The 25,814-nt window shown below is 73.9% G+C and carries 22 protein-coding genes; 17 read left to right on the top strand and 5 right to left on the bottom strand.

What is annotated here, in order from left to right; genetic code table 11:
* Positions 1-24: 24 nt before the first annotated feature.
* A complete protein-coding gene (locus HBO46_RS12290) occupies positions 25-2,520 on the bottom strand; it encodes an EAL domain-containing protein (RefSeq protein ID WP_166139104.1) in 2,496 nt (831 codons plus the stop codon).
* A gap of 214 nt (positions 2,521-2,734) precedes the next feature.
* On the opposite strand from HBO46_RS12290, the gene HBO46_RS12285 reads away from it, so the two are divergent.
* Together HBO46_RS12285 and HBO46_RS12280 are read left to right on the top strand one after the other, a co-directional pair.
* A complete protein-coding gene (locus tag HBO46_RS12285) occupies positions 2,735-4,036 on the top strand; it encodes an L-lactate MFS transporter (protein WP_166139107.1) in 1,302 nt (433 codons plus the stop codon).
* Between the two features lie 99 nt (positions 4,037-4,135).
* Positions 4,136-4,327, top strand: coding sequence for a hypothetical protein (locus HBO46_RS12280; protein ID WP_166139109.1), 192 nt, complete (start codon positions 4,136-4,138; stop codon positions 4,325-4,327).
* Between the two features lie 60 nt (positions 4,328-4,387).
* On the opposite strand, the gene HBO46_RS12275 is transcribed toward HBO46_RS12280, so the two are convergent.
* From HBO46_RS12275 to HBO46_RS12260, 4 genes are all read right to left on the bottom strand, one after another.
* A complete protein-coding gene (locus HBO46_RS12275; RefSeq protein WP_166139112.1) occupies positions 4,388-6,262 on the bottom strand; it encodes an ABC transporter permease in 1,875 nt (624 codons plus the stop codon).
* On the bottom strand, positions 6,259-7,038 hold the full coding sequence (locus HBO46_RS12270; RefSeq protein WP_166139115.1) for an ABC transporter ATP-binding protein: 780 nt from the start codon (positions 7,036-7,038) through the stop codon (positions 6,259-6,261). The genes HBO46_RS12275 and HBO46_RS12270 overlap by 4 nt, the downstream gene beginning before the upstream one ends.
* A 124-nt stretch (positions 7,039-7,162) precedes the next feature.
* The gene (locus HBO46_RS12265; RefSeq protein ID WP_397185618.1) at positions 7,163-7,816 is read right to left on the bottom strand and encodes a response regulator; all 654 of its coding nucleotides are present in this window, start codon (positions 7,814-7,816) and stop codon (positions 7,163-7,165) included.
* Between the two features lie 8 nt (positions 7,817-7,824).
* Positions 7,825-9,096, bottom strand: a complete 1,272-nt coding sequence (locus tag HBO46_RS12260; protein ID WP_166139120.1) for a sensor histidine kinase — start codon at positions 9,094-9,096, stop codon at positions 7,825-7,827.
* 157 nt (positions 9,097-9,253) lie between these two features.
* Here HBO46_RS12260 and HBO46_RS12255 point away from each other — a divergent pair, with 157 nt between their 5' ends.
* The 15 genes from HBO46_RS12255 (at position 9,254) to HBO46_RS12185 (ending at position 25,763) form a co-directional block, all read left to right on the top strand.
* Positions 9,254-9,955 carry a hypothetical protein gene (locus HBO46_RS12255; RefSeq protein WP_166139123.1) on the top strand — a complete coding sequence of 234 codons (702 nt, stop codon included), beginning with the start codon at positions 9,254-9,256 and terminating at the stop codon, positions 9,953-9,955.
* 61 nt (positions 9,956-10,016) lie between these two features.
* Positions 10,017-10,469 (top strand): nuclear transport factor 2 family protein, encoded by a 453-nt coding sequence (locus tag HBO46_RS12250; protein ID WP_166139126.1) that lies wholly within the window; start codon positions 10,017-10,019, stop codon positions 10,467-10,469.
* A gap of 161 nt (positions 10,470-10,630) precedes the next feature.
* Positions 10,631-12,268, top strand: a complete 1,638-nt coding sequence (locus HBO46_RS12245; RefSeq protein WP_166139129.1) for a class I adenylate-forming enzyme family protein — start codon at positions 10,631-10,633, stop codon at positions 12,266-12,268.
* Positions 12,265-13,776, top strand: coding sequence for an acyl-CoA carboxylase subunit beta (locus tag HBO46_RS12240; RefSeq protein WP_224769021.1), 1,512 nt, complete (start codon positions 12,265-12,267; stop codon positions 13,774-13,776). The genes HBO46_RS12245 and HBO46_RS12240 overlap by 4 nt, the downstream gene beginning before the upstream one ends.
* A complete protein-coding gene (locus HBO46_RS12235) occupies positions 13,773-14,597 on the top strand; it encodes an enoyl-CoA hydratase-related protein (protein ID WP_166139132.1) in 825 nt (274 codons plus the stop codon). Before HBO46_RS12240 ends, HBO46_RS12235 begins: the two co-directional genes overlap by 4 nt.
* A 148-nt stretch (positions 14,598-14,745) precedes the next feature.
* The gene (locus tag HBO46_RS12230) at positions 14,746-15,936 is read left to right on the top strand and encodes an acyl-CoA dehydrogenase family protein (RefSeq protein WP_166139135.1); all 1,191 of its coding nucleotides are present in this window, start codon (positions 14,746-14,748) and stop codon (positions 15,934-15,936) included.
* 12 nt (positions 15,937-15,948) lie between these two features.
* Entirely contained in the window at positions 15,949-17,091 is a 1,143-nt protein-coding gene (locus HBO46_RS12225; RefSeq protein WP_166139138.1) for an acyl-CoA dehydrogenase family protein, read from the top strand.
* The gene (locus HBO46_RS12220; protein ID WP_166139141.1) at positions 17,084-18,343 is read left to right on the top strand and encodes a CaiB/BaiF CoA transferase family protein; all 1,260 of its coding nucleotides are present in this window, start codon (positions 17,084-17,086) and stop codon (positions 18,341-18,343) included. The genes HBO46_RS12225 and HBO46_RS12220 overlap by 8 nt, the downstream gene beginning before the upstream one ends.
* Positions 18,340-19,632, top strand: coding sequence for a CaiB/BaiF CoA transferase family protein (locus tag HBO46_RS12215; protein ID WP_166139144.1), 1,293 nt, complete (start codon positions 18,340-18,342; stop codon positions 19,630-19,632). The genes HBO46_RS12220 and HBO46_RS12215 overlap by 4 nt, the downstream gene beginning before the upstream one ends.
* A 10-nt stretch (positions 19,633-19,642) precedes the next feature.
* On the top strand, positions 19,643-20,167 hold the full coding sequence (locus HBO46_RS12210; protein ID WP_166139147.1) for an FAS1-like dehydratase domain-containing protein: 525 nt from the start codon (positions 19,643-19,645) through the stop codon (positions 20,165-20,167).
* Positions 20,168-20,178: 11 nt separating this feature from the next.
* A complete protein-coding gene (locus HBO46_RS12205; RefSeq protein WP_224769020.1) occupies positions 20,179-20,646 on the top strand; it encodes a MaoC family dehydratase in 468 nt (155 codons plus the stop codon).
* The gene (locus tag HBO46_RS12200; RefSeq protein ID WP_166139150.1) at positions 20,643-21,848 is read left to right on the top strand and encodes a thiolase family protein; all 1,206 of its coding nucleotides are present in this window, start codon (positions 20,643-20,645) and stop codon (positions 21,846-21,848) included. Before HBO46_RS12205 ends, HBO46_RS12200 begins: the two co-directional genes overlap by 4 nt.
* A gap of 3 nt (positions 21,849-21,851) precedes the next feature.
* Complete coding sequence (locus HBO46_RS12195; protein WP_166139153.1) at positions 21,852-22,313, top strand: Zn-ribbon domain-containing OB-fold protein; 462 nt, start codon at positions 21,852-21,854, stop codon at positions 22,311-22,313.
* Entirely contained in the window at positions 22,310-24,037 is a 1,728-nt protein-coding gene (locus tag HBO46_RS12190) for an N-acyl-D-amino-acid deacylase family protein (protein WP_166139155.1), read from the top strand. Before HBO46_RS12195 ends, HBO46_RS12190 begins: the two co-directional genes overlap by 4 nt.
* A 106-nt stretch (positions 24,038-24,143) precedes the next feature.
* The gene (locus HBO46_RS12185; RefSeq protein ID WP_166139157.1) at positions 24,144-25,763 is read left to right on the top strand and encodes an ABC transporter substrate-binding protein; all 1,620 of its coding nucleotides are present in this window, start codon (positions 24,144-24,146) and stop codon (positions 25,761-25,763) included.
* Positions 25,764-25,814 lie beyond the last annotated feature (51 nt).

Below are 25,814 nucleotides of genomic sequence, written 5' to 3'. Positions count from 1 at the left end.
CACCCACCCGCGTCCGGGGCAGCGTCAGGCGGTGGCCGTGGCAGCAGCGGCGCGCGGGCGGTGGAGGCCGGCGTACCCACGCACCAGCACCCGGCTGACCCGCGCCTCCTTCGGGGAGATGGCACGGCTCCACAGCCAGCCCTGACCCGAGGTGCAGCCCATCGCGGTGAGCAGACGCGCGTGTGCGACGGTCTCGACACCCTCGGCGACCACGCTGAGGCCCACCGCCCGGGCGAGCTCGACGACCATCTTCGCGATCGCGAGGTCCTGGTGGTTGTCCGCGATACCGGCGACGAAGCTGCGGTCGATCTTGAGCGTCGTGATCGGCAGGGTGCGCAGGTAGGCCAGGGAGCTGTGCCCGGTGCCGAAGTCGTCGAGCGCGATCTGGAAGCCCTGCTCGCGCAGCCGGCCGAGCATCGCGCGGGCGGCCTCGGGGTCGCTCATGACGCTGCCCTCGGTCACCTCCAGCACGATTCCGGCCGGGCAGATGCCCAGGGTCCGGGCGGTGGCGGCGATGTAGGCCTCCATGCCGGGCGCGCTGAGGCTGCGGGCGGAGAGGTTGATCGCGACGTACGCGCGACGGTCGAGCACGCCCCGGTCGCGCATCTGGCGTACGTCGCGAAGCGCCGTCCGCACGGCCCAGCGGTCGAGCTCGGGGGCCATCCCGGTCCGCTCGGCGATCGCGACGAACCGGCTCGGCTCGATCGGGCCAAGGGTGGGGTGGTCCCAGCGCGCCAGCGCCTCGACGCCGACGACGGCGCCGGTGCCCAGGTCGACGACCGGCTGGTAGTGCAGGCGCAGGCTGTCCTGGGACAGGGCGCGCCACAGGTCCGAGCCCAGCTCGAAGGCCTCCTTCGCCCGGTCCGACAGCTGCGGGTCGGAGACGAGGACCGTGCCCCGGCCGGCGGCCTTGGCCGCGTGCATCGCGGCGCTCGCGCTGCTCAGCAGCTGGTGCGCAGACTCGGCGGGGGAGACCGCGACGCCGGCGGAGGCGGTCACGTGGAGCTCGTGGCCCTGGATGTGGAACGGCGCCCGCATCGCGGCGGACAGGGCGGTGACCACCCCGAGGGCGCGCGCCTCGTCGGCGGGCTCGCAGACGATGACGAAGGTGTCGGCACCGAAGCGGGCGACGGTGTCGGTCTGCGGCACGTTCTCCTGCAGCCGCTCGGCGACGGCGACCAGGAGGTCGTCGCCGACCCGGTGACCGCAGGCGTCGTTGACGTGGCGGAACCCGTCGAGGTCCAGGGCGATCACGGCCGTACCGGCCCGGGTGCGGGTCAGCGCGAGCTCGAGACGGTCCAGGAGCAGCGCCTGGTTGGGCAGCCCGGTCAGCTGGTCGCGCAGGGCCGAGCGGCGCAGCTCGTCCTCGAGGCGGCGGGCCCGGGTGACGTCGGCGAGCAGCAGGAGGTACGCCGGGCGGTCCGCGACCTCGGCGTGCTCGATGGTCGTGAGCGCGATGGTGAGCACCAGCTCGGTGCCGTTCGGGTGCAGGTAGGTGGTCTCGTGGCGCACCCGCGCGACCTCCTCGCCCGCGGCGCTGTCGGCGCGCAGCTGGATCGGCACCTCACCGAGGAGGCCACCGAGCAGGGGCGGGTCGAGCTCGTCCGGGGCGACGCCGAGGATCTCGCTGAGCCGGTCGTTGGCGTAGAGCGTGCGGCCGTCGGGGTGCACCACCCACATGCCCTCGGTGGAGCGGTCGGCGATCGCGCGGTGCAGCGCGTCGGAGGCGCTCAGCGCCCGCTCGGCACGCAGCCGGTCGGTGACGTCGCGCAGGTTGAAGACCATGCCGCCGACGGCGGTGTCGAACATGTTGCTGACCGCGCCCTCGACCCAGCGCCAGGCGCCGTCCCGCCGGCGGATCCGGAACCGGGTCAGGGCGCCGCCGCCGCTGTCGACGGCCCGCACCGCGGCGACCGCGGCGGCCCGGTCCTCGGGGTGCACGAAGCGCCAGGCCTCGGCCCCGACGACATCGATGAGGTCGTAGGCCAGCATCCCGCTCACGCTCGGGGAGGCGTAGACGATCTGGCCGAGCGGGTCGAGCACGATGGCGAGGTCGCTGCTGCGACGCGACATCGACTCATAGAAGTCCAGTTGCACGCGTCGACGCCGCGCGCCGAGGCCGCGGCGGGGGGCACGGGGCTCGACGGCGACTGCGCCGGCCTCGGGGAGCTCGGCCGCGGCCGTGGTGGTGCCTGTGACGGGGGCGATCGGATGCAGCACCGCGGTCAGCCAGGTGGGCCGGTGCTCCGCGTCCTGCTCCAGGATCCAGGTGAGCGCCAGCGGGATGCTGCTCTCGGCGCCGCACCAGTCGACCCGGAGCTGGCCGGTGCGCTCGCCGTTGCGTGCCGCGGCCAGCTGCTCCTCCCAGACGCGGTACGTCGAGAACGTGGCGATGCGGTGCAGGGCGCGGCCGACGAGCTGCTCGGGGGCGCTGCCGACCAATCGGCAGAGGTCGTCGTTCGCCTCGACGAGCACGCCGGTGAGGTCGAGGCGGGCCACGGCGAGACGCGGGGACGCCACAGGAGCGTGTGACTCCGTGCGCACAGCCATCAGCCCTCCCCCCGGTCGGATACTTCGGACATTAGGGAGAGGACCGCCCATTTGTCCCCAATATCGATTAGTTGTCCAGTCCAGTGGCCAATTGCACGTTCTGCGCCCGGGCGGCCGGAGGGTCGGCTGCGGTTCGGATCGTGGCTGCGGGGTACTGCCCTCACGAGCGAGCGGAGGTCCGTCCATGAGCGAGATCCACGAGTCAGAGGCCACCACCGCGGACGGGGGTGTCCAGACCCCCTCAGCCAGCCGATGGGTGCTGGTCGGGGCCGGTCTGCTGCTGCAGTTCTCCATCGGCGCGGTCTACGCCTGGTCGGTCTTCGCCAAGGCCTACCAGGACGCGGAGCCGTGGCAGCTGTCGAAGGTCGAGTCGTCGCTGCCGTTCACGGTCACGATCGCGATGATCTTCATCGGCAGCTATCTCGGCGGGCGGGTCCAGGACCGCCGCGGCCCGCGGGTCGTGGCCCTCGCCGGCGGGGTGATCTACGCGATCGGCATTTTGCTGGCGTCGTTCACCCGCGGCTCCGAGGACCTGTGGCTGCTGGTGCTGAGCTACGGCGTGATCAGCGGATTCGGACTCGGTGTCGCCTACATCGTGCCGATCGCGATGCTGCAGAAGTGGTTCCCCGACAAGAAGGGGCTGATCACGGGTCTGGCGGTCGGCGGCTTCGGCTTCGGCGCGGTGCTCACCTCGCCGGTCGCGAGCTGGCTGATCGGGATGGACGAGGACCAGCCGTCCAAGGCGTTCCTCTGGCTCGGCCTGGCCTACCTGGTGATGTCGCTGGTCGGTGCCTCGTTCTTCCGCAACCCGCCCGAGGGCTACGTCGTGCCCGGGCACGAGAAGGAGACCGGCGCGGCCAGCGCCGAGGTCGCCAAGGACTACACCGAGAAGGAGGCGCTGCGCACGCCGCAGTGGTACCTGCTCACCGCCATCCTCACCCTCAACGTCGCCGCCGGCATCGCGCTGATCTCGCAGGCCGCGGGGAGCGCGGAGGGCATCGCGGCGTACAGCGGCGCGGCCGCGGCCACGGTGGTCGGCGTGCTCGCGGTGTTCAACGGCGGTGGCCGCATCGTCTGGGCAGCTGCCTCGGACTACATCGGGCGGATGCCGGCGTTCGCGGCGATGCTGGCGCTGCAGGGCGTGTGCCTGATCGTGCTGCCGCACGCCAGCAACCAGGCGCTGTGGTTAGTGCTGGCCGCGGTGATCTACCTCTGCTACGGCGGCGGCTTCGGCACCATGCCCGCCACCGCCGGGGACTTCTTCGGCGTCAAGAACGCGGGCGGGATCTACGGGCTGATGCTGGTCGGCTGGAGCCTCGGCGGCGTGCTGGGTCCGATCCTCATCTCGGCGCTGTTCGGCGACGGCGACGAGCCGAACTACACCCTCGGCTACACCACGATCGGCATCATCGCGCTGGTCTCGGTCGTCCTCACCCTGGTCACCAAGCTCCCGGGCGATCGGCGCGAGGTCGTCGCCAAGGGCTGACGCAGTTGTGCGCGCATAGCCTGCTGGTGTGGGCGCCGTACCGCCCAGGACTTCTGGGGGAGCCTGGAGCACAAGATCTTCTACAAGTACCACCGGGCGGTGCCGCGCGACCTGAGTGAGGCGCTGCGTGCCGCCGCCACGGCCGCGGAGCTCGTCCAGGAGATGGAACGGCTGTCGGTGGAGGTCCAGGAGCTCGGCGGCACCGACCCGGGCCCCGAGACGATCGCCGACCAGACGGTCGCCGACTTCCTGGCCCTCATCGCCTCCGCCCAGCAGGACCGGACCGACTGACCGGCCCAGCGGCGGACCGCCGGACCGGCTCCGCCGCTGAGGGCGGCCGACCGAGCGGCCTCAGGCGGCCGCCGGGTCCCGCGGGGCCAGCGCGGCGCGCGCCACCACCGGCACGACGGTCAGCAGCGGGATGAGCAGCACCGTGGCGCTCAGCGCGGCGTACGTCGTGAGGGCGACCGGCGGGACCGCGAGGCCGAGCAGCCCGACGCTCGCGCCCAGGACCGCCGGGACAACGGTGACGGTGCCGACCAGCCACGCCACGAACCCGGTGAGCAGCGCCTCGACGCCGGCCATCGCGACCAGCTGGCGCCGGGTGGCCCCGGTGCGCCAGAGCAGCAGCAGCTCCGCCCGGCGCCCGGCGGTGGCCAGCACCAGCGCGTTGGCGGCCGCCACGGCGACGAAGACCATCAGCAGGAGCAGCAGCATGGTGGAGAGGTCGCGTGCCCCTTCGCTCGCGGCGTCCGCGGCCGCGACGTACTCCTGCTCGTCGGTGACGGCGAGGCCGAGGTCGGCGAGCGCCGCGCGCGTGGAGGGGTCGCTGGTGCGCAGCAGCACGGTGTCGGGAGCGACGTCGACGCCGTGCGCGGCCGGCGTGCCCTGGCCGACGAGGTAGGCGCCGAAGCCCAGGCTGCGGTCGTAGACCGCCACGACGGTGGCATGGGTGAGGTCGCCGCCGTCCCAGCGCAGCGCGATCCGCTCGCCGATGCCCTTGCCGGTCTCGAGGCGGGCATCGCGGCTGATCGCGATTGTGTCCTCGCGGTCCAGTGCGGCCAGGTCGCCGTCGCGCACCTGCGGGTCGAGGGTCCCGACGACGCCGCCGGCGGGCAGCGCGCGCATCTGCGTCGGCTCCCAGCCGAGCCAGCCGCTCTCGTCGTCGGTGCGGACGTCGGCGGGCACGGAGGCCAGCGGGGTCGCGACGTCGACACCGGGTGCCACGGCGACCGCGGCCAGCGTGTCGGCGTCCAGGGCCTCGCCGGTGACGATCAGGTCCGCGTGCAGCCCGTCCTCGAGCTGGCGTGCCCCGGCGGCCGCCAGGGTGTCGTCGAGCGTGGCCTGCACGGTGCCGACGCCCAGCGCGAGCGCGAGGGGTACGACGACCGTGGTGAGCCGCCGCGCGAAGCCGCGGGTGTTGGCCACAGCGAGCCGGGTGGCCGGTCCGCCGCGCCGGCCGTCGACACGGTGCAGCATCCATTCCACGAGCGCCGGGCCGGCGAGTGCCGCCGCGCCGATGAGCAGGAAGGCGGAGACGGCGGCGGTGGCGCTGCCGAGCGCGCCGGGCACGACGGCCGGGCTGAGCGCGGCGGCGAGGCCCAGGGCAGCCACCACGACCGCGGCGGTGCGCCGGACGCGTCCGATGCCGACGGGCTCGACCACGCTCTGCGTGACGGCCGCGGTGGGCGAGGTGCGCAGGGTGCCGCGGGTGGCCAGGCGCGCGGCGAGGTGGGCCACGGGCAGCAGGAACAGCACGGCGGCCAGCACCGGCAGCGGGGAGAGGGACATGGTGAAGCCGGGCTCGACCATGTCGGCGTCGCGCAGCATCGGCGTCAGCGGGCGTACGGCGAACAGCCCGACGACCGCGCCCACCGGTGCGGCCAGCACCGCCACCAGGCCGACCTCACGGGCGACCAGACCGCGGACCTGGGCCCGGGTCGCGCCGACCGCGCGCAGCAGCGCGAAGTCGCGCTGCCGCTGGCGCAGCGCCAGCGACACGGTGGCCGAGACGACGAAGACCACCAGGAGCAACGCGGTGCCGGTGAAGGAGAGCGCGAGCGCGACCAGGAACTCGGCCTCGCCGGGCGAGCGCAGGCCGGACTCGACCAGCACGCCGGTGCCGGAGACGAGCACGCCCGCGAGCGCGATGACGAGGAAGGGGGCCACCAGGCCGGGCACGTGGGCGCGGGCGCCGGAGCGCGCGAGCCGCCACAGGGCGTTCACCGCTCCAGTCCCAGCATCCGGTCCGCGACGGCGTGCGCGGTCGGGTCGGCCAGCCGGTCCACGAGCCGCCCGTCGGAGAGGAACAGCACCTGCTCCGCGGTCGCGGCGACCTGGGCGTCGTGGGTCACCATGACGACGGTCTGGCCGAGGCGCCGCGCGGTGTCGCGCAGCAGGGCCAGCACCGCGATGCCGGTGCGGGCGTCGAGGGCCCCGGTGGGCTCGTCGGCGAAGACGACCGTCGGGCGGGAGTAGAGGGCGCGGGCGATGGCGACCCGCTGGGCCTGGCCGCCGGAGAGCTCGCCGGGGCGACGCTGCGCCAGGCCGTCCAGGCCCACGGCCCGCAGCAGCTCGTCCTGCCAGGCCGGGTCCGGGTCGCGCCCGGCGAGGATCACCGGCAGCTGCACGTTGTCGGCGACGCTGAGGTGCGGGACGAGGTTGTAGGACTGGAACACGAACCCGACCTGGTCGCGGCGGAACCGGGTGAGGGCGTCGGGGGAGAGGGCGCTGATGTCGTGCTCGCCGACGAGGACCCGGCCGCTGCTGGGCACGTCGAGGCCCGCGGCGACGTGCAGCAGGGTCGACTTGCCGGACCCGGACGGGCCCATGATCGCGGTGAACGAGCCGGTCTCCAGGGTCAGGGAGACGCCGCGCAGGGCATGGACCGGCTCCGGCGCCCCGGCGTACTGCTTGTGCACGTCGAGGAGCCGGAGCGCGGGGGCGCCGGTGGTGCCGGCGGATGCCGGGTGGATGGTGCGGGACGGGGTGGGGCCGGTCATCGGACTTCCCTCGGTAGCGGGATGGGGACATCCATGAACCTAGGAGTTCCGGGCGTCCGCCACGAGCCGCCTGAGAGGGAGATCGCGAGGTTGCATCCTTCGATGCAAGCGGCCTCCGATCGGGTCAGTCGGGGACCGCGACGACCTTGTTCTGGTAGGCCCAGACCGCGGCCTGGAGGCGGGAGCGGACGCCGAGCTTGGGCATCATCCGGGCCAGGTGCGACTTCACCGTGGAGGTCTCCAGCACCAGCTGCGCGGCGATCTCGTCGTTGGAGAGTCCCTGCGCGAGCAGCAGCAGGATGTCGTGCTCGCGGGCGGTGAGCAGCTCGGAGGCGCGGCCAGCGGTGACCGGGACGATCTCGCGACGGGTGACCACCTCGCGCAGCACCCGCTTGGTGAGCGCGGAGTCGAGGGTGCCGTTGCCGCGGGCCACGGTGTGCACGGCCGCGACCAGGACCTCGGGCTCGGCGTCCTTGAGCAGGAATCCGGAGGCGCCGGCCTCGAGGGCGCCGAAGAGGTAGTCGTCGATGTCGAAGGTGGTGAGCACCAGCACCGGGATCGGATCTGCCACGCCCGGCCCGCACAGCTCGCGGGTCGCGCTGATGCCGTCCTGGCCGGGCATCCGGATGTCCATGCAGACCACGTCCGGGCGCAGGGTCCGCGCGGCCTCCACCGCCTCGCGGCCGTCGGCGGCGACCGCGACCACCTCGAGGTCGGGCTCGGCGTTCAGCAGGGTGCGCAGGCCGGCGCGCACCAGCGGCTGGTCGTCAGCGACCACGACCCGGATCATGCGTGCTCCCTCGTGGTGGTCTCGAGCCGCTGCTCGCGCGGCACCCGCAGCGCGACCTCCCAGCCCCCGCCCGGGGTGGGGCCGACGACCAGGGTGGCGCCGGTGAGGTCGGCCCGCTCGCGCATGCCGAGGATGCCGAACCCGTCGCGTCCCTCCGGTGCCGGCGCCGCCGCGGGGCGGTCGTTGCGGACCCTCACCTCGACCGCCGCGGGGTCGCGGTCGTCGATCACGACCTCGGTGCGGGCGCCCGGCGCGTGGCGGGCGGCGTTGGCGAGTGACTCCTGGGCCATCCGGTACGCCGCGAGCTGGGCGAGCGGGCCGACCCCGTCGCCGAGCGGGCGGTCGCCTGACTGCCCGGACAGCACGGTCAGCCCGACGTCGCGGCCGGCGGTGGTGAGGTCCTGGACGAGCGCGGTGATCCCGGCGATCGACTCGGGCCGCACCCGGTCGGGGTCGGCGGAGCCGGCGTCGTCGCGCAGCAGCCCGACCAGGCTGCGCAGGTCGCGCAGGACCTCGGTGCTCTGCTGGCGCACCTGCGCGACAGCGGCCTTGGCACCCTCGGGGTCGGAGTCGATCTGGGTGCGGATCGCGGCGGTCATCACGGCGATGCCGGAGAGGTGGTGGGCGGCGATGTCGTGCAGCTCGCGGGCCATCGCGGTGCGCTCGCGGGCGACGGTCGCCTGCACGAGGGCCCCGTGCTCGCGCTCGAGCGCGTCCGCACGGCTGGCGCGCGCCTGCCGGATCTCGCGGCGCGTGGCGACGACGACCCCGATGGCGAGCGGGAGGCCCACGGTCGCCACCCCCTGCGTCAGTCCCAGGCTGATCGCGACCGCCAGGTCCTCGCCGCCGTCCAGGCCCGCGGTCGCCGAGCCCGCGCCGGCGAGCAGCGCCGCCCCGACGAAGGTCGGCACGGTCTCCCGGGAGAGCGGCCGTTCGACCCCGAGGGTGTACGCCGCGATCAGCACCGCCGGCTGGGCCAGGCCGATCGCGTTGCCGAGCCCCCACGCCGCGCACAGAAGCATGCCCAGCGCGGTGACGAGGAGGACCGCGCGCGGCGCCGTACGACGCCACAGCAGCGCGGTCGCCTGGAGCAGCAGCGTCACCGCGCCCAGGATCCAGCCGGCCGTCGAGGGCACCGGGTCGACCACCCCGGCGTCCGGGGCGAGCTCGGTGGCGACGGCGAGCGCCGCCAGCCCGAGCAGCACGACCACCCCGGTCCCCACCGCGACGCGCACGTCGACGGGCGCGACACTGCTTGGTTGACTCACGGCCGGAACGCTACCTGCCCGCACGCCGGTCCTTGCGTGATGGCGGTGCTCCGCAGCCACGGGCTGACTGCGGAACACCGCCATCAGCCAAGGGCGTGCCGGTTCCGCTGGACGGGAACCGCCGACAGGGCGGTGCGACGGTGTGGCAGACAGGAGCATGCGCACGATCACGCCCAGCGAGACCCAGCCCGTGACCTACGGCCCCGACGGGGCGGGCTACGTCATGCGCGACTACCTCGGCAGCCACACCGCGAAGGAGCCGGGGGAGCAGGCCTACCTGGTCGAGCAGCAGGCGGGCGAGCTGCGCGCGCACTTCCACGAGGTCGACCAGTTCCAGGTGGTCGTCGGCGGCGAGGGGACGATCGGGCGCGACCGCGCCGTGCCGGGCGTCGTGCACTACACCGACGCCTACGCCTCCTACGGCCCGATCCGCACCGATCCGGCGATCGGCATCTCCTACCTGACCCTGCGCCGCGACCCGACCACCGGCATCAACTACATGCCGGAGGAGCGGGAGAAGCGACGCCGGCTGGCGGGCCGCGGTGAGCACTTCACGGTCCTTCTCGACGAGCGGGTCGCCACCGGGGCCGGGCCGGTCGAGCTGGGCGGCACCGGGCGCGGCGCGCGGGCCTACGGCGTACGCCTGGCGCCCGGCGAGATGCTGTGTCTGGCCGACCTCCCGGCCGGGCAGGCGGGGTACGCCGTGGTGCTCGCCGGCGCGCTGGTCGCGGACGATCGTCGGCTCCCGGCGGGGAGCCTGGTGTCCTTCCAGGACGTCGCCGAGGTTGCGGGCGTCACTGCCGGCCACGGCGCCGAGGAGGCTGAGGTCGCGGTGGCGCTGTTCGCGCCGTCGCGCTGAGCGCCGGTGTCGGCGCGCGCTGCCAGACTCGGGAGCACCGCCGGTTCGTTGGAGGAGCGCCATGACCCGTCCGCCCCTGCCCCCGTTCACCGCTGAGACGGCCGCCCGCAAGGTGCGCGCGGCCGAGGACGCCTGGAACACCCGGGACCCCGACGTCGTCGTCGCGGCGTACACACCCGACACCCGATGGCGCAACCGCGACCTGTTCCTCACCGGCCGCGAGGAGGTCAGGGGCTTCCTCGTCGAGAAGTGGCGGCGCGAGCTCGACTACGCGCTGCGCAAGGACCTGTGGGCGTACGGCGAGGACCGGATCGCGGTGCGGTTCCAGTACGAGTGGCACGACGCCGAGGGCCGGTGGTGGCGCAGCTACGGCAACGAGAACTGGCTCTTCGACGCGGAGGGCTACATGGCCGAACGCCACGCCAGCATCAACGACGTGCCCATCGCCGCCGCCGAGCGACGGATCTTCGGGGCGCGGCACGAGGAGGAGACCTCGGCGCAGCCGCTGCGCTGAGCGCCGGGCGTTTTCGGTGAGCGGGAAGCCCTCGCCGTGTGACGCGGGTCGCGACTAGCGTCCGAGCGTCCCGAGTCGTCCCGAGGAGCCCTCATGCGTACCCCCGTCATCGCGGTTGCCGTCCGCACCCCGCACGCCACGAGCGAGCGGAGCCGGCGCCGATGATCACCCGAGACGACGCCCTCGCCCGGCTCACCGCACCCGGCCAGCCCTTCGAGATCCGCCGCGAGGAGGTCCGCGGGCAGCAGGTCCAGGTCTTCGCGAACCGCCAGCGCAGCCTCGGCCGGCTGCTGCTCGACTCGGCGCGGCACGGGGACGCGGAGTACCTCGTCACCGAGACCTCCCGGATGACCTTCGCCGAGCACCTCGACGCCGTCGCCGCGCTCGCGGCCGCGCTGCGCGCCGAGCACGGTGTCGGACGCGGCGATCGGGTCGCCATCTGCGCCGCGAACTCCCCGGAGTGGATCGTGACGTTCTGGGCCGCGCAGGCCCTGGGTGCCGTCGTGGTCGGCATGAACTCGCTGTGGGCCGGCCCGGAGATCCGCTACGGCCTGGAGCGCACCGAGCCGACCGTGCTGGTCGCCGACGGCCCGCGCCGCGCGCTGGTGGGCGACCCGGGCATCCCGGTGGTCTCGGTCGAGGAGGACCTGCCGGCCCTCATCGAGCGGTACGCCGGGGCGACCCTGCCCGCCGACCTCGACACGCTGGTCGCCGAGGACGACCCCGCGGTCGTGCTGTTCACCAGCGGCACCACCGGTCGCCCCAAGGGCGCCACCCACTCGCACCGCAACGTGGTGGCCGCGGTCTGGTTCCACCTGCTCAACGACGCGGTCGCCACCGAGCTCGGCATGGCCCCGCCGCCGCGCCGCTGGCTGCTCGCGACCCCGCTGTTCCACATCGCCGCGCTGCACAACATCGCGGTGATCCGGCTGGCCGTCGGCGATACCGCGGTCATCCACGTCGGCAGGTTCGACATCGACCGGGTGCTGCGGCTGGTCGAGGCCGAGAGGATCACCAACTGGGGTGCGGTGCCGACCATGGCCAGCCGGCTGGTCGAGCACGCGGACACCCACGGCCTGGACGGCTACGACCTGTCCTCGCTGCGGACCTTCACCGTCAACAGCGCGCCCTCCGCCCCGACGCTCAAGCAGCGGGTGCGCGAGGTGCTGCCGGTCGCCGGCCGGGCGCTCGGCACGACGTACGGGCTCACCGAGTCCTCGAGCGCCGCGACCCTCGCGAGCGCCGCCGACCTGGTCGCCGACCCCGAGACCGTGGGCCGACCGGTGCCGACGATGGAGGTCGAGGTGCGCGACCCCGAGAACCGTCGGGTGCCCGACGGCGTCGAGGGCGAGGTCTGCCTGCGCGGCCCGCTCGTGATGATCGGCTACTGGGACGACCCCGAGGCCACCGCCGCGGTCACCACCGCCGACGGGTTCTTCCGCACCGGTGACCTCGGCACGATGCGCGACGGGCAGCTGCGCATCTCCAGCCGCCGCTCCGACCTGATCCTGCGCGGCGGGGAGAACGTCTACCCGGCGGAGGTCGAGAACGCCCTCGACGCCCACCCCCACGTCCGCGAGAGCATCGTGCTCGGCGTCGAGCACCCCGACTGGGGCGAGGAGGTGGCCGCGGTCGTCGTGCTCGACGAGGGCTCGACGACGACCGCCGAGGACCTGCGCGCGCACGTGCAGTCGCTGATCGCGCGCTACAAGGTCCCGACCCGCTGGACGTTGACCTCCGAGGCGCTGCCGCGCAACGCCACCGGCAAGGTGATGCGGCGCGAGGTCCGGGTGTCATGACCCCGTCCGGGCACCGCGACGAGTGGGAGCCGCTGCTGGCGGACCTCGCGCGCCGGCGAGCAGCCGCGCGGTCGATGGGTGGCCCGGACAAGCTGGAGCGCGTCCGCAGAGCCGGGCGCCTCGACGCCCGCGCCAAGGTCGCGGCCCTGCTCGACCCGGACAGCTTCGCCGAGCTCGGCACGCTGGCCGGGGACGGCGAGACTCCCGCCGACGCGTTCGTCGCCGGCTCGGGACTGATCGACGGTCGCCCGGTGCTGGTCGGGGTGGAGGACTTCACCGTCGCCGGCGGCTCGATCGGTACGGCGGGGGCCACCAAGCGGGCCCGGCTCGCCGCGCTGGCCCGGCAGGAGCGGGTGCCGCTGGTGCTGGTGCTCGAGGGGGCCGGGCACCGCGCGACCAACGCGCTCGCCGTCCACCGCCCGGCGCCGAACGACCTCCAGGCGCTGGTCGAGCTGGCCGGGCTGGTGCCCACCGCGGTCGTGGTGACCGGCCCGTCCGCCGGGCACGGCGCCCTCGCCGCGCCGCTGGCCGACCACGTCGTGCTGGTCGAGGGCGACGGCTCGCTGTTCACCGCCGGCCCGCCGCTGGTGAAGGCGTCGCTCGGCGAGGTGGTCACCAAGGAGGAGCTCGGCGGCGCCGCGGTGCACGCCGAGTCCAGCGGGGTGGTGCACGAGGTGACCCCCGACGTGCATGCCGCCCTGCAGGCGGTGCGCCGCTGGCTGTCCTACCTGCCCGCCAACGCCTGGGAGCACCCGCCCACCACGACCGGTCCGGACACCGGCGAACGCCTGTTGGACCGGGTGCTCGACGTGGTCCCTCCCAACCCGCGCCGGCCCTACGACATGCACCTGCTGCTCGAGGAGCTGTTCGACGCCGGGTCGCTGCTGGAGCTGCAGGCCCGGCACGGCCGGTCGTTGATCACCGCGCTGGGTCGCCTCGGCGGCCGTCCGGTCGCCGTGGTCGCGAACCAGCCCGCGGTGCTCGCCGGGGCGATCGACGTCGCGGCCGCCGAGAAGGGGGCGCGCTTCGTCGAGCGTGCCGCCGCCTTCCACCTCCCGCTGCTCCAGCTGGCCGACAACCCCGGCGTGCTCGCGGGCAGCGCCTCGGAGAAGGCCGGGATCCTGCGCGCCGCCGCGCGGATGTTCGCCGCGCAGCACCGTGCCCGGGTGCCCAAGCTGCACGTCACGGTCCGCAAGGCCTTCGGGTTCGGCAGCTCGGTGATGGGCCAGAACGCCTTCGGCGGGCAGACCCTCTCGCTGGCGTTCCCCGGGGCGATGCTCGGCGGCATCCCGGCCGCGGTCGGCGGCGCCACGTCGGGCGCGGACGCCGAGACCCGCGAGGCCCTGCTCGCCAACGAGGCGGCCGGTCCGTGGCGCCTGGCCGCGTCCGCGACGTACGACGAGGTGATCGACCCGCGCGAGCTGCGCAACGCCCTGCTGGCCGGGCTCCGCCTGGCCCGACCCGTCGCCCGGCCGGAGCCGGTCGTCCACGCGGGCTACCTGCCGTGAGCGCGAGCACGGTGCTCCTCGACGTCGCCGACGGGGTCGCCACGCTCACGCTGCACGCGCCCGAGAAGCGCAACGCCTTCGACGCCGGCACCGGCCGCGAGCTGGCCGCGGCGTACGCACGCTGCGACGCCGACGACGAGATCCGCGCAGTGGTCCTCACCGGCACCCCGCCCGCGTTCTGCGCCGGCGCCGACCTGAGCGCGGGGGAGTCGGCCCTCGCCGGGACCGACGACGGGTTCAGTGCCGCGGGGGTGCGCTTCCCGGCGTTCGCGGTCCGCAAGCCGGTGATCGCCGCGGTCAACGGCCACGCCCTGGGCATCGGGCTGACACTGGCGCTGCAGTGCGACGTACGCTTCCTCGCCGCCGACGCGCGGTACGGCGTGGTGCAGGCGCGCCTCGGCCTGCTGGGCGATGCGTGGTCGCACTGGGTGCTGCCGCGGATGATCGGGGTCTCCCGCGCTGCGGAGGTGCTGCTCGCGGGGTCCACCTTCGACGGCCATCGGGCCCTCGAGCTCGGGCTCGGCAGCCGGGTGCTGCCGGCCGACGAGGTGCTGCCCGCCGCCCTCGCCTGGGCCCGCGACGTGGCCACGCACACCGCGCCGCAGTCGGTGGCCGCGAGCAAGCAGCTGCTGTGGGCCGCCTTCGACCTCGACGCCGCCGAGGTCGAGCGCCTCGAGACCGCCTGGCACCGCCGGCTGATGGACCACGACGACGTGCGCGAGGGCGTGCGCGCCGTTCGCGAGCGACGGGCTCCGCGGTGGACCGGCCGGGTGAGCGACCTGCCGCCCGCGCCCCACCCGTTCCGTCCCGACGCGGGCTGACACGCGTCGGCGGCGAGCGCGTCGTCGACCGCAGCGGTTGGTCGCCACCCGGGCGTGAGACCGCCGTTGACAGCACCCCGGCGATGTCGTTGACTGCATATGCCGAACAGGAATAGTTCGGATCAGACGGACGAAGGGTGGCCCGCCGGTGGACTTCGAGCTCGACACCGAGCAGCGTGCGTGGCAGGAGGAGGTCCGGGCGTTCCTGCGTGAGCACGTCACCCCGGCGCTGCGGGCCGAGCTCGCCGAGCACGACCTCGAGAAGCGCGACGGCGAGCTGATGGCGTTCCGCCGCAAGATCGGCGAGAAGGGCTGGTTCGGCCTGAACTGGCCGGTCGAGCACGGCGGTCTCGGCCTGGGCCCGATCTTCCAGCACCTGCTGGTCAGCGAGTTCGAGTACTGGGGCGTCCCGGGTCCCGACCTCACCGTCACGTCGGTGGCGCCGATGATCATGCGCCACGGCAGCGATCGCAACAAGGCGGAGTTCCTGACGCCGATCGCGCGCGGCGAGATGGTCTGCGCCGTGGGCTACTCCGAGCCCGGCGCCGGCACCGACTTGGCGAGCCTGCGCACCCGCGCGGTGCTCGAGGGGACCATGGAGGACGGCGAGTGGGTGATCAACGGCGCCAAGACCTGGAACAGCGGTGCCCAGCGCTCCACCCACGAGTGGCTGTGCGTCCGCACCGATCCCGATGCCCCGAAGCACCGCGGCATCTCGGTGATCATCGTGCCGATCGACCACCCGGGGGTGACCATCCGCCCGCTCACGGCCTGGTCGGGCTACCGCACCAACGAGGCGTTCTTCGACGACGTTCGGGTGCCCGCGACCAACCTGATCGGCGAGGTCAACAAGGGGTGGCGCTACATCACCGGCGCGCTGGACCTCGAGCGCGGTGCCCTCACCAACGCCGGCGACCTGCGCCGCGCGGTCGACGACCTCCTCGAGCTTGCCCGTCAACCTCGCCGCGACGGCGTCGTGCCGGCGAACGACCCGACGGTGCGGCGCCGGCTCGCCCACCTCGACGCCGACGTCGAGGTCGCCACGCTGATGGGCTTCGAGGCCGCGTCGCTGCTCGACGAGGGCGTCATCCCGAGCGTGGAGGTGAGCGTCGAGAAGATCTTCACCAGCGAGCTGCGCCAGCGCATCGCGGAGGTCGCGCTCGACCTGCTCGGTCCCGACGGACTGCTCGGGCACCGCACCGCGGCCGCCCCCGACGACGGCCGCTTCGAGCGGCTCTACCGGATCGCGCCGCTGCTGCGCTTCGGCGCCGGCACCAACGAGGTGCTGCGCGACGTCATCGCCCAACGCGGGCACGCCATGCCGTCCTACGGTCGCTGAGAGAGGGAGTCCGTGAAGCTCGTCGTCACCACCCAGGAGCGCGACCTCGCCGCCAGCCTGCGTGAGCTGTTCGCCACCCACTGCCCACCCGAGCTGGTCCGCGCGCTGCGCGAGCCGGGCGGGGAGCGGGTCCCGGAGAAGCTCTGGGCATCGCTGGTCGCCGCGGAGGTGCTCGCGCTGCCGTTCGGCGAGGACGTCGGCGGCGCCGGCGGCACCCTCGACGACCTGGCGGTCGTGTACGCCGAGGCCGGGCGCGCGCTGTGCCCCACGGTCGTGCTCAGCACCCTCCACCTCGGCCTCGCGGTGGCCGCCCTGGGCAGCGCGGAGCAGCAGTCACGGGTGCTGACCCCGCTGTGCCGCGGCGAGCTGCGCGGCGCCGTGGCGCTGGCCAGCCCCTACGACGCCGCCGACGTGCGCCCGACGCTCCGGGCGGAGCGGATCGGCGGGGACCGGGTCGCGGTGAGCGGTCGCCTCGACCACGTCCTCGACGCCGACCTCGCCGACCGGGTGCTGGCCACCGCCACCCTGACGACGTACGGCGAGCCGGACCGGCTGGTCGGGGTGCTGCTCGATCCGCGGGCCCCGGGGCTCACGCTCACCGCGCTGCCGACCAGCGACTCCGACCGGCTCCAGCAGCTGGACCTCGACCACGTCGTGGTGCCGGCGGCGGACGTGCTGACCGGGCCCGAGGGGGCCGGTCTCGCCACGGACGGGGTGCGCCGCGTCGCGCTGCTCGTCCGGGCGCTCCAGTGCGTCGACATGGCCGCCGGCGCGGACGCGGTGCTCGAGCGCACCGTGGCTCACGTCCGGGGCCGTGAGCAGTTCGGCAGGGCCATCGCGTCCTTCCAGGCTGCCCAGCACCTCGTGGCCGACGTGCACATCGCGGTCCGGGCGGCCCGGTTGGCCGCCCGGAGCGCGGTCTTCTGGCACGGCCGCGGCCGGCCGGCGGTCCGGGAGACCGCGGTCGCGGTGCTGCGAGCCGCCACGGCGTACCGGCGCGCGACGCTCGACGGCCACCAGCTGCACGGTGGCATGGGCTACGTCGTCGAGACCGACCTGCACCTGTGGTCCGAGCGGGCCCGCCTGCTCGGGGCGCTCGGCGGCGGGCCGGACGTGGCCGCCGGCTGGCTCGAGGAGGAGATCGCCCGTGGCTGACACGGCTGGAGCTGGCGAAACCGGATCTGGCGCACCGGCGCAGGTGCTCTCCGGGGTCCGCGTGCTCGACCTCTCGCGCTGGGTGGCGGGCGAGTACGCCACCAAGCTCTTCGCCGACTTCGGTGCGGACGTCGTCAAGGTCGAGAAGCCCGGGGAGGGCAGCCTCACCCGGCGCTGGGGCCCGTTCCCCGACGACCGCCCCGACCCCGAGCGCAGCGCGCTCTTCCTGCACCTCAACACCAACAAGCGATCGGTCGCCCTGGACCTGCACGACCCGGCGGACCGCGAGCTGCTCCTCGGGCTGGTGCGGGACGCGCACGCGGTCGTGGAGTCGTTCCGTCCCGGCCACCTCGAGCGCCTCGGCCTCGGCCCCGACGTGTTGCGCGCGGTGAACCCCCGCCTGGTCCTCACCCGGATCAGCGCGTTCGGCCAGACCGGTCCGCGCCGCGACCACGAGGCCAGCGGCCTGGTGCTCCAGGCGGCCGGCGGCCCCATGCACGCCACCGGGCAGGCGGAGCGCGCGCCGCTGCGCAAGCCCGCGCTGCTCGAGCACTACACGGTCGGGCGCAGCGCCGGGCAGGCCACGCTCGCTGCCGTGCTCGGCGCCCGGCGCACCGGACGCGGCGCGACGATCGACGTGTCCGGCCAGGAGGTGCTGCTGGCCGGCGCCGACCGGCGCGCGTCGTACCTGCTCTCCGCGTCGTACTCCGGCATCACCGCGCCGCGAGGCGCCCGCAGCCCGCACCGGCACGGCGCCACCTTCACCGGGCCGTTCCGGGCCGCCGACGGCTTCGTGATGGTCTACGTGACCAACCAGGCCTTCTGGAACCGCTTCGTGCACCTCGTCGGCGCCGAGGACCCCGCGTTCCGCGAGCGGTTCCTGGACCGCCAGACCGTCGCCGGCGAGGACCGCGAGGAGTTCCTGGCCCACGTCGCGGGATGGATCGCGGCGCGGCCGAAGGTCGCGGTGATGGAGGCCGCCGAGGCGGCACGGATCCCGGTCACCGCCTACCTCTCGGTCTCCGAGGTGCTGACCCACCCCCACTTCCGCGAGCGCGGTGCGTTCGTCGCCGCCGACCACCCCCGGGCCGGTCGGCTGGAGTACGCCGGCCCGCCGTGGCGGATGGATCGCGGCTACGCCCTGCGCACGCCTGCGCCGCTGCTGGACCAGCACGGCGCCGACGTGCGCGCCGAGGCAGCTGGCCCCACCGCCACCGAACCCACCGAGCCGACCCAGGAGGTGCCCGCATGAGCCCGCGTGAGGACCTGCCGCTGTCGGGGATCCGCGTCGTCGACCTGACCGTCGTGTGGTCCGGGCCCGGCGCTACCGCGCTGCTCGGCGACCTCGGCGCGGAGGTGATCCGGGTGGAGGGCAACGACCGGCTGAGCCGGCAGGTCTCCGCCAAGGTCACCAAGGCGTCGTTCGAGAAGACCGGCTACCACGGCGGCACCTACCCCGACAAGGATCCCGGTGCCCGTCCCTACGACCGCTCGGCGCTGTTCAACTGGCACGCGCGCAACAAGCTGTCGGCCTGCATGAACCTCGACACCCCCGAGGGCCACCGCGCCTTCCTCGAGCTCGTCCGGGTCAGCGATGTGCTGGTGGAGAACAACTCCAACGGCGTGCTGGAGAAGCTCGGCCTGGGCCACGAGCGACTGCTCGAGGTGAACCCGCGACTCGTGGTGGTCCGGATGCCGCCGCTGGGCATGACCGGCCCGATGAGCGACTACCTCGGCTACGGCCCGAACTTCAACAGCCTGGTCGGGATCGCGGCGATGGACGGCTACGAGGGCGAGGACCCCGACTCGGCCGGCGAGAACTACCACATGGACGAGGCGGCGCCGGCCGGTGTCGGGTTCGCCGTGCTGGCCGCGCTGTGGGACCGGGAGACGACCGGACGCGGCGGCCTGGTGGAGTTCGCCCAGGCCGAGAACGTCATGGCCGAGGTGGGCGAGCTCTTCCTCGACCACCAGCTCAACCACCGCGACCCGCCGGTGCTCGGCAACGCCGACCCGTGGGCGGTGCAGGACGTCGTACGCGTCGCCGGGGAGGACCGCTGGGTGGCGGTGACCGTCCGCGACGACCGCGACTGGCGGGCCCTGTGCGCGGTCCCCGGGCTCGACGAGGACCCGCGGCTGCCGGGTCCGGACGCCGACGGCGACCTGCGCCGCAGCCGCAGTGCCGACATCCGCGCCGCGCTCGCCGACTGGTGCGCAGACCGGGAGGCCGACGACATGGTCGCGACCCTCCAGGGCGCCGGGGTCCCGGCGGCGGAGGTGGTGAGCGAGCCGCAGCTGCTCACCGACGCCCACCTTGAGGCCCGCGGCTGGTGGCGCGAGCGCAGTCACCCGGCGATCGGCACCCACCGCTACCCGGGCCACCCGTGGCGCAGCGACGACCTTGACCTCGCCTTCGGCCGGCCCGTGCCGGGCTTCGGCGAGGACAACGAGCACGTGTACCTGACCGTCCTGGGCTGGTCCCGGGAGGAGTACGACGACCTGGTGGCCCGCGGTCTGGTGACCGACCACCAGCTGGCCTGAGAGGACACGCATGACCCAGCAGACCGAAGAGACCGGGCAGGTGCCGGACCTGGTCCCGCCCGAGGCCGCGGCCCAGGTGGGCAAGGTCGTCGCCCGCGCGAGCGGCGAGGTCGTCCGCCGCGACTGGCAGCGGTGGGCGGTCGCGGTGGGGGAGGACAACCCGCTGTGGTTCGACCCCGAGCACGCCCGGGCCCACGGCTTCGACGACGTCGTCGCGCCCCCGCTCTACCTGCAGTACGCCGTCCTGGGCGTCACCCCGCTCGACCGGCTGCGGGCCGACGGCTCCTCCGGGGCCTCGTCGGGCGACCTGGCGTTCCCGGACGCGCCGCGCCGGATGGCCGGTGGGGAGAGCACGACGTTCCACCGCTACTGCGGGCACGGCGACGTCGTGACGATGGAGCGCCGGGTCGAGTCGATCGTGCAGAAGCAGGGCCGCAGCGGCCCGTTCGTGCTCGTCACCTGGCGCACGACCTACACCGACCAGTGCGACGAGCTGGTGGCCGAGGCCACCACCTCGATGATCGCGCGCCCGTGAGGAGCCCAGGAGTGAGTACCGGAACCAGCGCCGCCCCGACGGCCGGGCAGCTGCACTTCGAGGACGTCGCCGTGGGCGACGAGGTCCCGGCCCTGGAGGTCGTGGTCGACGAGACCCAGATGTTCTTCTTCAGCGCGGCGACCTACAACGGCCACCGCATCCACTACGACAAGGACTGGGCGCGCGAGCGCGAGGGCTACGACGACGTGCTGGTCCAGGGGCCGTTGCAGTCCGCGCTCCTGGCCCGCGCGGTCACCGACTGGATCGGCGGCGCCGGACGCCTGGTGAGCTTCTCGGCGCAGAACCGCGCCGTGGCCTTCCCCGGCCAGACCCTCTCCTTCGGCGGCCGGGTCACCGGCGCCCGGGTGGAGGACGGTCGCGGCGTGCTCGAGCTGGAGATCGCCGGGCGCCGTGGCGACGACGTCCTGATGCCGGGCAGCGCGACCGTCTCGCTGCCCCTGCGCGGGGACGGCGGATGAGCGGCCTGCGTGGGGAGGCCGCGATCGTCGGCATCGCCGAGCTGCCCGCCGAGAAGAAGCAGAGCGGGCCTGCGATGTTCACCCTCGACCAGTACGCCCGGCTGGCCCGGATGGTGCTCGACGACGCCGGACTGCCCGCGTCGGTGGTCAACGGCCTGGTCACCCACGGGGTGCAGGAGTCCGACATGTTCGCGCCCGCGACGCTGTCGGAGTACCTCGGACTGCCCCTCGACTTCGGCGAGCGGGTCGACCTCGGCGGCGCGACGTCGGCCGGCATGGTCTGGCGCGCGGCGGCCGCGGTCGAGCTCGGCATCTGCGACGCGGTGCTGTGCGTCGTCCCGGGCTCGATGATCCTGCCGCGCTCCTCGCGGGCGGGGGCCCCGGCGACCCCGCCCTGGTACGGCGCCTCGAGCGGCAAGTACGGCTCGCCCCAGGCCGAGTTCGAGATCCCCTACGGCAACGTCGGGCAGAACGCGCCGTACGCGCAGATCGCGCATCGCTACGCCGCCGAGTTCGGCTACGACCCGCGTGCCACCGCCAAGATCGCCGTCGATCAGCGGACCAACGCCGCGGCTCACCCGGGTGCTGTCTTCCACGGCAAGCCGCTCACCGTCGAGGACGTGCTCGCCAGCCCGGTCATCGCCGACCCGATCCACATGCTCGAGGTGGTGATGCGGGTGCAGGGCGGTGCTGCGGTGCTGGTGGCCAACGCCGACCTCGCCCGGCGCTCGCGCAACCGCCCGGTGCGCATCACCGGCTTCGGCGAGCACGTGGCGTTCAAGACCCCGACGTACGCCGAGGACCTGGTGCGGACCCCGATCGCCCGCGCGGCGGACCGGGCGTTCGCGATGGCCGGGCTCGAGCGGTCCGACGTCGACATGGCCTCGATCTACGACTGCTACACGATCACGGTGCTGATGAGCCTGGAGGACGCCGGCTTCTGCCCCAAGGGCGCGGGCATGCAGTGGGTGACCGAGCACGACCTCACCTTCCGCGGCGACCTGCCGGTCAACACGGCCGGCGGCCAGCTGTCCTTCGGCCAGGCCGGGATGGCCGGCGGCATGCACCACGTCGTCGACGCCGCGCGTCAGGTGATGGGACGCGCGGAGCAGGCCCAGGTCGCGGACTGCCACACGGCGTTCGTGACCGGCAACGGCGGCATCATGAGCGAGCAGGTCGCCCTGCTCCTGCAGGGGGAGTGAGCGATGACCCGGTCGACCAGCCAGCCCATCAGCCAGTCGACCGGCAAGCCGGCTGAGCCCCGGCCGCTGCCGGAGCCGACCCCGGTCTCCCAGCCGTTCTGGGACGCGCTGCGCGAGCACCGGATCCGCATCCAGTGGTCCCCGTCGGGACGGCAGTGGGTGTTCTACCCCCGTCTCCTGGCGCCGGGCACGCTCGCCGACGACCTGGAGTGGCGCGAGATCTCGGGCCGCGGCACCCTGCACACCTTCACCGTCGCGCGGCGCCCGACCGCGCCGCCGTGGGCCGACGCCGTGCCGCAACTGCTCGCCGTCGTGGAGTGGGACGAGGGCCCACGGGTGAGCACCGAGCTGGTCGACGTCGACCCGGCCGACCTGCGGGTCGGCATGCGCGTCGTGCCGGTGTTCCACGATGACCCCGACGGCGGCCTGACGCTGCTGCACTACCGACCGGAGGACGAGGGATGACGGGCAACGAGCACGACCTGGTGGTGCGCGGCGGCACCGTCGTCGACGGGACCGGCTCGCAGCCGTTCACCGCCGACGTCGCGGTGCGCGACGGCGTGGTGGTCGAGGTGGGGCGGGTCTCCGGCCGCGGGCACCGGGAGGTGGACGTCGACGGCGCGCTGGTGATGCCCGGCTTCGTCGACGTGCACACCCACTACGACGGCCAGGCGACGTGGGACAGCCGCCTCCAGCCCTCGTCGTGGCACGGCGTGACCACCGTGGTGATGGGCAACTGCGGCGTCGGCTTCGCACCTGCCGTGCCGGCCGACCACGGTCGGCTGATCGCGCTGATGGAGGGCGTGGAGGACATCCCCGGCGTCGCGCTCACCGAGGGGCTGGCGTGGGACTGGCAGTCCTTCCCCGAGTACCTCGACGCGCTGGAGCGCCGGCCCCACGACCTCGACTTCGCCGCCCAGGTGCCGCACGCCGCCCTGCGGGTGCGGGCGATGGGGGACCGGGCGGCCGCCCACGCGCTGGCCACCGACGAGGAGGTCGCGCTGATGGCCAAGCTGGCCGCCGAGGCGATCGAGGCCGGGGCGCTCGGCTTCACCACCTCGAGGACGCTCAACCACAAGACCCGGGCCGGCGAGCTGACCCCGTCGTACGCCGCCGGACGTGAGGAGCTCGTCGCGATCTCCCGCGCGGTCGGCCAGACCGGGCACGGCGTGCTGCAGCTGGTGACCGACTGGGACGACGACACCATCGAGACCGACTTCGACCTGATCGCCTCGATGGCCTCGGGCGCCGGCCGGCCGATGTCGTTCTCGCTGGGGCAGAGCCCGTCCTACCCCGATCGGTTCCGCAAGGCGCTGGCGTTCCTCGAGCGGGCCAACGCCGACGGCCTGCGGCTGCGCGCCCAGGTGGCGGCGCGCGGGATCGGCATCCTCATGGGCCTGGACTGCACCCTCAACCCGTTCGCGGCGAACCCCGCCTGGCTGCGGATCTCCCACCTGCCGGTCGCCGAGCAGGCCCGGGCGATGCAGGACCCTGCGCTGCGCGAGGAGATCCTCCGACTCGGCATCGTGGACGCCGAGAACATCATCGGCGGCGCGCTGCTGGACCGCTTCGAGATCATGTTCGAGCTCACCGACCCGCCGGACTACGAGCCGGACCCGGCCTCGACGATCGCCAACCGGGCGGCCGCGCGCGGGATCAGCCCGTTGGAGCTGGCCTACGACATCCTCGTCTCCGACGAGGGCCGGGGCATGTTCTACCTGCCGTTCACCAACTACGTCGACGGGTCCCTCGACGGCTGCGCCGAGATGCTCGGCCACGAGTTCACGATCCCCGGCCTCTCCGACGGTGGGGCCCACGTCGGCACCATCTGCGACGGCTCCTTCCCGACCACGCTGCTCCAGCACTGGGTGCGCGACCGCGGCACCTTCCCGGTCGAGATGATGGTCGCGCGGCAGGCCAGGGCCACCGCCGAGGCCGTCGGCCTGCTGGACCGCGGCCTGCTCACCCCCGGGCACAAGGCCGACCTCCTCGTCGTCGACCTCGACCAGATGCACCTGCACAAGCCGGAGATGCACCACGACCTGCCCGCCGGCGGACGCCGGTTGCTGCAGCGCGCCGACGGCTACCGCCACACCTTCGTGTCCGGGGTCGAGACCTACGTCGACGGCGAGGCGACCGGTGAGCTCCCGGGCCGGCTCGTGCGCGGTGATCGCCCCGGCCCCCGCTGACCCACTCGGCGGCAATGACTGTTTGAAGCGTGCTTCACAGAAGTATTCCGAATAGTTATAGTCACTCGCAGTGGGCCGTCCGGCCTGCCCGGACCAGGAGGATGCGATGAAGCGACGCAGGAACGTGCTGCGGCCCGCGGTGGTGCTGGTGGCGGCCCTAGCGCTGGTGGCCGGCTGTGCGAGCGACTCGGACGACGGCGGCAGCGGCGGTGACACCGAGGCCGGGGGCCGGTTCGAGTACACCGAGGGCATGGTCGGTGGGGAGGACGCCGGCGGCGAGCCGAAGGCCGGGGGACAGGTCAGCTATGCGCTGTACTCCGAGCCCCGCAGCCTCGACCCGGCGGTCTCCATCGCCGCGGTGACCACGGGTGGCGCCGAGATGGCGGCCCTCTATGACGTGCTGCTGCGCTACGACACCGACACCCGAGAGTTCGTCCCGCAGCTCGCGGAGGCGATCAAGGCCAACGGTGACAACACCGAGTGGACGCTGACCCTGCGCGACGGGGTGAGCTTCTCCGACGGCACGCCGCTGGACGCCGCGGCGGTCAAGGCCAGCCAGGAGCGGTACGCCGCGGCCCCGGCGCCGGAGGCGGCGCTGTGGAACGAGAACGTCAGCGGGATCGAGGTCGCCGACGAGCGCACGGTCGTCTACTCGCTCAACCGGCCCTGGGCAATGTTCCCGGCGATGCTCGCCTCGGGCCCCGGCATGATCGTGGCCAAGTCCTCCGGTCCGGTCGGCGAGGGCTTCAAGCCCGTGGGTGCCGGCCCGTTCACCCTCGTCCACCAGCGTCCGAGCGAGGAGGTGCTGGTCGGGGCCAACGAGGACTACTGGAACGGCCGGCCCCACCTCGACGAGGTCCGCTTCGTCTACCTCGGCGACCAGGCCACCGTCGAGGACTCCTTCAACAACGGCAGCCTCGACCTGGCGTTCTTCCGCGACCCCGACGTGGTGGATGCCGTCCTCGAGGAGGGCACTCGCGGCTACTCCAACCTGGTCGCGGTCAGTGACACCGCGCTGATCAACGGCACGGAGGGCCGGCCGGGCGCCGACGTCCGCGTGCGCCAGGCGATCCAGCTGGCGCTCGCCCCCGACCTGGTGCGCGAGCGGGTGTACGACGGGCACGGCATGGCCAGCACGCTGCTCTTCCCGGAGTACTCGCGCTGGCACTCCGAGGAGATGACCGGCATCGAGCCCGACCAGGACGCCGCGCGCGAGCTGCTCGAGGAGGCCAAGGCCGACGGCTACGACGGCGCGATCAGCTACCTCGACGCCCAGACCTCGGCGGCCCGCGACACCGCGCAGGTCGTGAAGGCGTCCTTGGAGGCGGTGGGCTTCGAGGTCGAGATCGAGATGGTCCCGACCGTCACCGACCTCATCAACCGCCTGGCCGCGCAGCGTGACTACGACCTGGCCGGTTGGGGGATCAACTACCGAGAAGGCGACCCGTTCTCCAAGCTCTACGCCTCCCTGCACAGCACCGGCACCCAGACCTACGGCATGCCGACCACTCCCGAGATGGACGCCGCGCTGGAGGAGTTCCAGGGGGCCGCCGGCGAGGAGGCCCAGAAGGCCGCGGTCGTCAAGATCCAGGAGGCCTGGAACGACAGCGTGCCGTTCCTGGCCTGGATGCCGATGGCCGAGCTGACCGCGTGGAGCGACGAGCTGCACGGCGTCAAGGGCGCCGCCAACTCCATCGTCCTGCTCGACGAGGCCTGGCTGGACTGAGCCCGCCAACGCGACGAAGCGCCCGCCCCGGTGACGGGGCGGGCGCTTCGT

The organism is Nocardioides ochotonae (assembly GCF_011420305.2).
Lineage (GTDB): Bacteria > Actinomycetota > Actinomycetes > Propionibacteriales > Nocardioidaceae > Nocardioides > Nocardioides ochotonae.
This window is presented reverse-complemented; position numbering and strand designations above follow the sequence as displayed.

Excerpts from the sequence above, each read along its gene's own strand:
- HBO46_RS12285 (WP_166139107.1), top strand. The coding sequence starts at position 2,735 with ATGAGCGAGATCCACGAGTCAGAGGCCACCACCGCGGACGGGGGTGTC.
- HBO46_RS12270 (WP_166139115.1), bottom strand. The coding sequence starts at position 7,038 with ATGACCGGCCCCACCCCGTCCCGCACCATCCACCCGGCATCCGCCGGC.
- HBO46_RS12255 (WP_166139123.1), top strand. The coding sequence starts at position 9,254 with ATGCGCACGATCACGCCCAGCGAGACCCAGCCCGTGACCTACGGCCCC.
- HBO46_RS12250 (WP_166139126.1), top strand. The coding sequence starts at position 10,017 with ATGACCCGTCCGCCCCTGCCCCCGTTCACCGCTGAGACGGCCGCCCGC.
- HBO46_RS12245 (WP_166139129.1), top strand. The coding sequence starts at position 10,631 with ATGATCACCCGAGACGACGCCCTCGCCCGGCTCACCGCACCCGGCCAG.
- HBO46_RS12240 (WP_224769021.1), top strand. The coding sequence starts at position 12,265 with ATGACCCCGTCCGGGCACCGCGACGAGTGGGAGCCGCTGCTGGCGGAC.
- HBO46_RS12215 (WP_166139144.1), top strand. The coding sequence starts at position 18,340 with ATGAGCCCGCGTGAGGACCTGCCGCTGTCGGGGATCCGCGTCGTCGAC.
- HBO46_RS12210 (WP_166139147.1), top strand. The coding sequence starts at position 19,643 with ATGACCCAGCAGACCGAAGAGACCGGGCAGGTGCCGGACCTGGTCCCG.
- HBO46_RS12200 (WP_166139150.1), top strand. The coding sequence starts at position 20,643 with ATGAGCGGCCTGCGTGGGGAGGCCGCGATCGTCGGCATCGCCGAGCTG.
- HBO46_RS12195 (WP_166139153.1), top strand. The coding sequence starts at position 21,852 with ATGACCCGGTCGACCAGCCAGCCCATCAGCCAGTCGACCGGCAAGCCG.
- HBO46_RS12190 (WP_166139155.1), top strand. The coding sequence starts at position 22,310 with ATGACGGGCAACGAGCACGACCTGGTGGTGCGCGGCGGCACCGTCGTC.
- HBO46_RS12185 (WP_166139157.1), top strand. The coding sequence starts at position 24,144 with ATGAAGCGACGCAGGAACGTGCTGCGGCCCGCGGTGGTGCTGGTGGCG.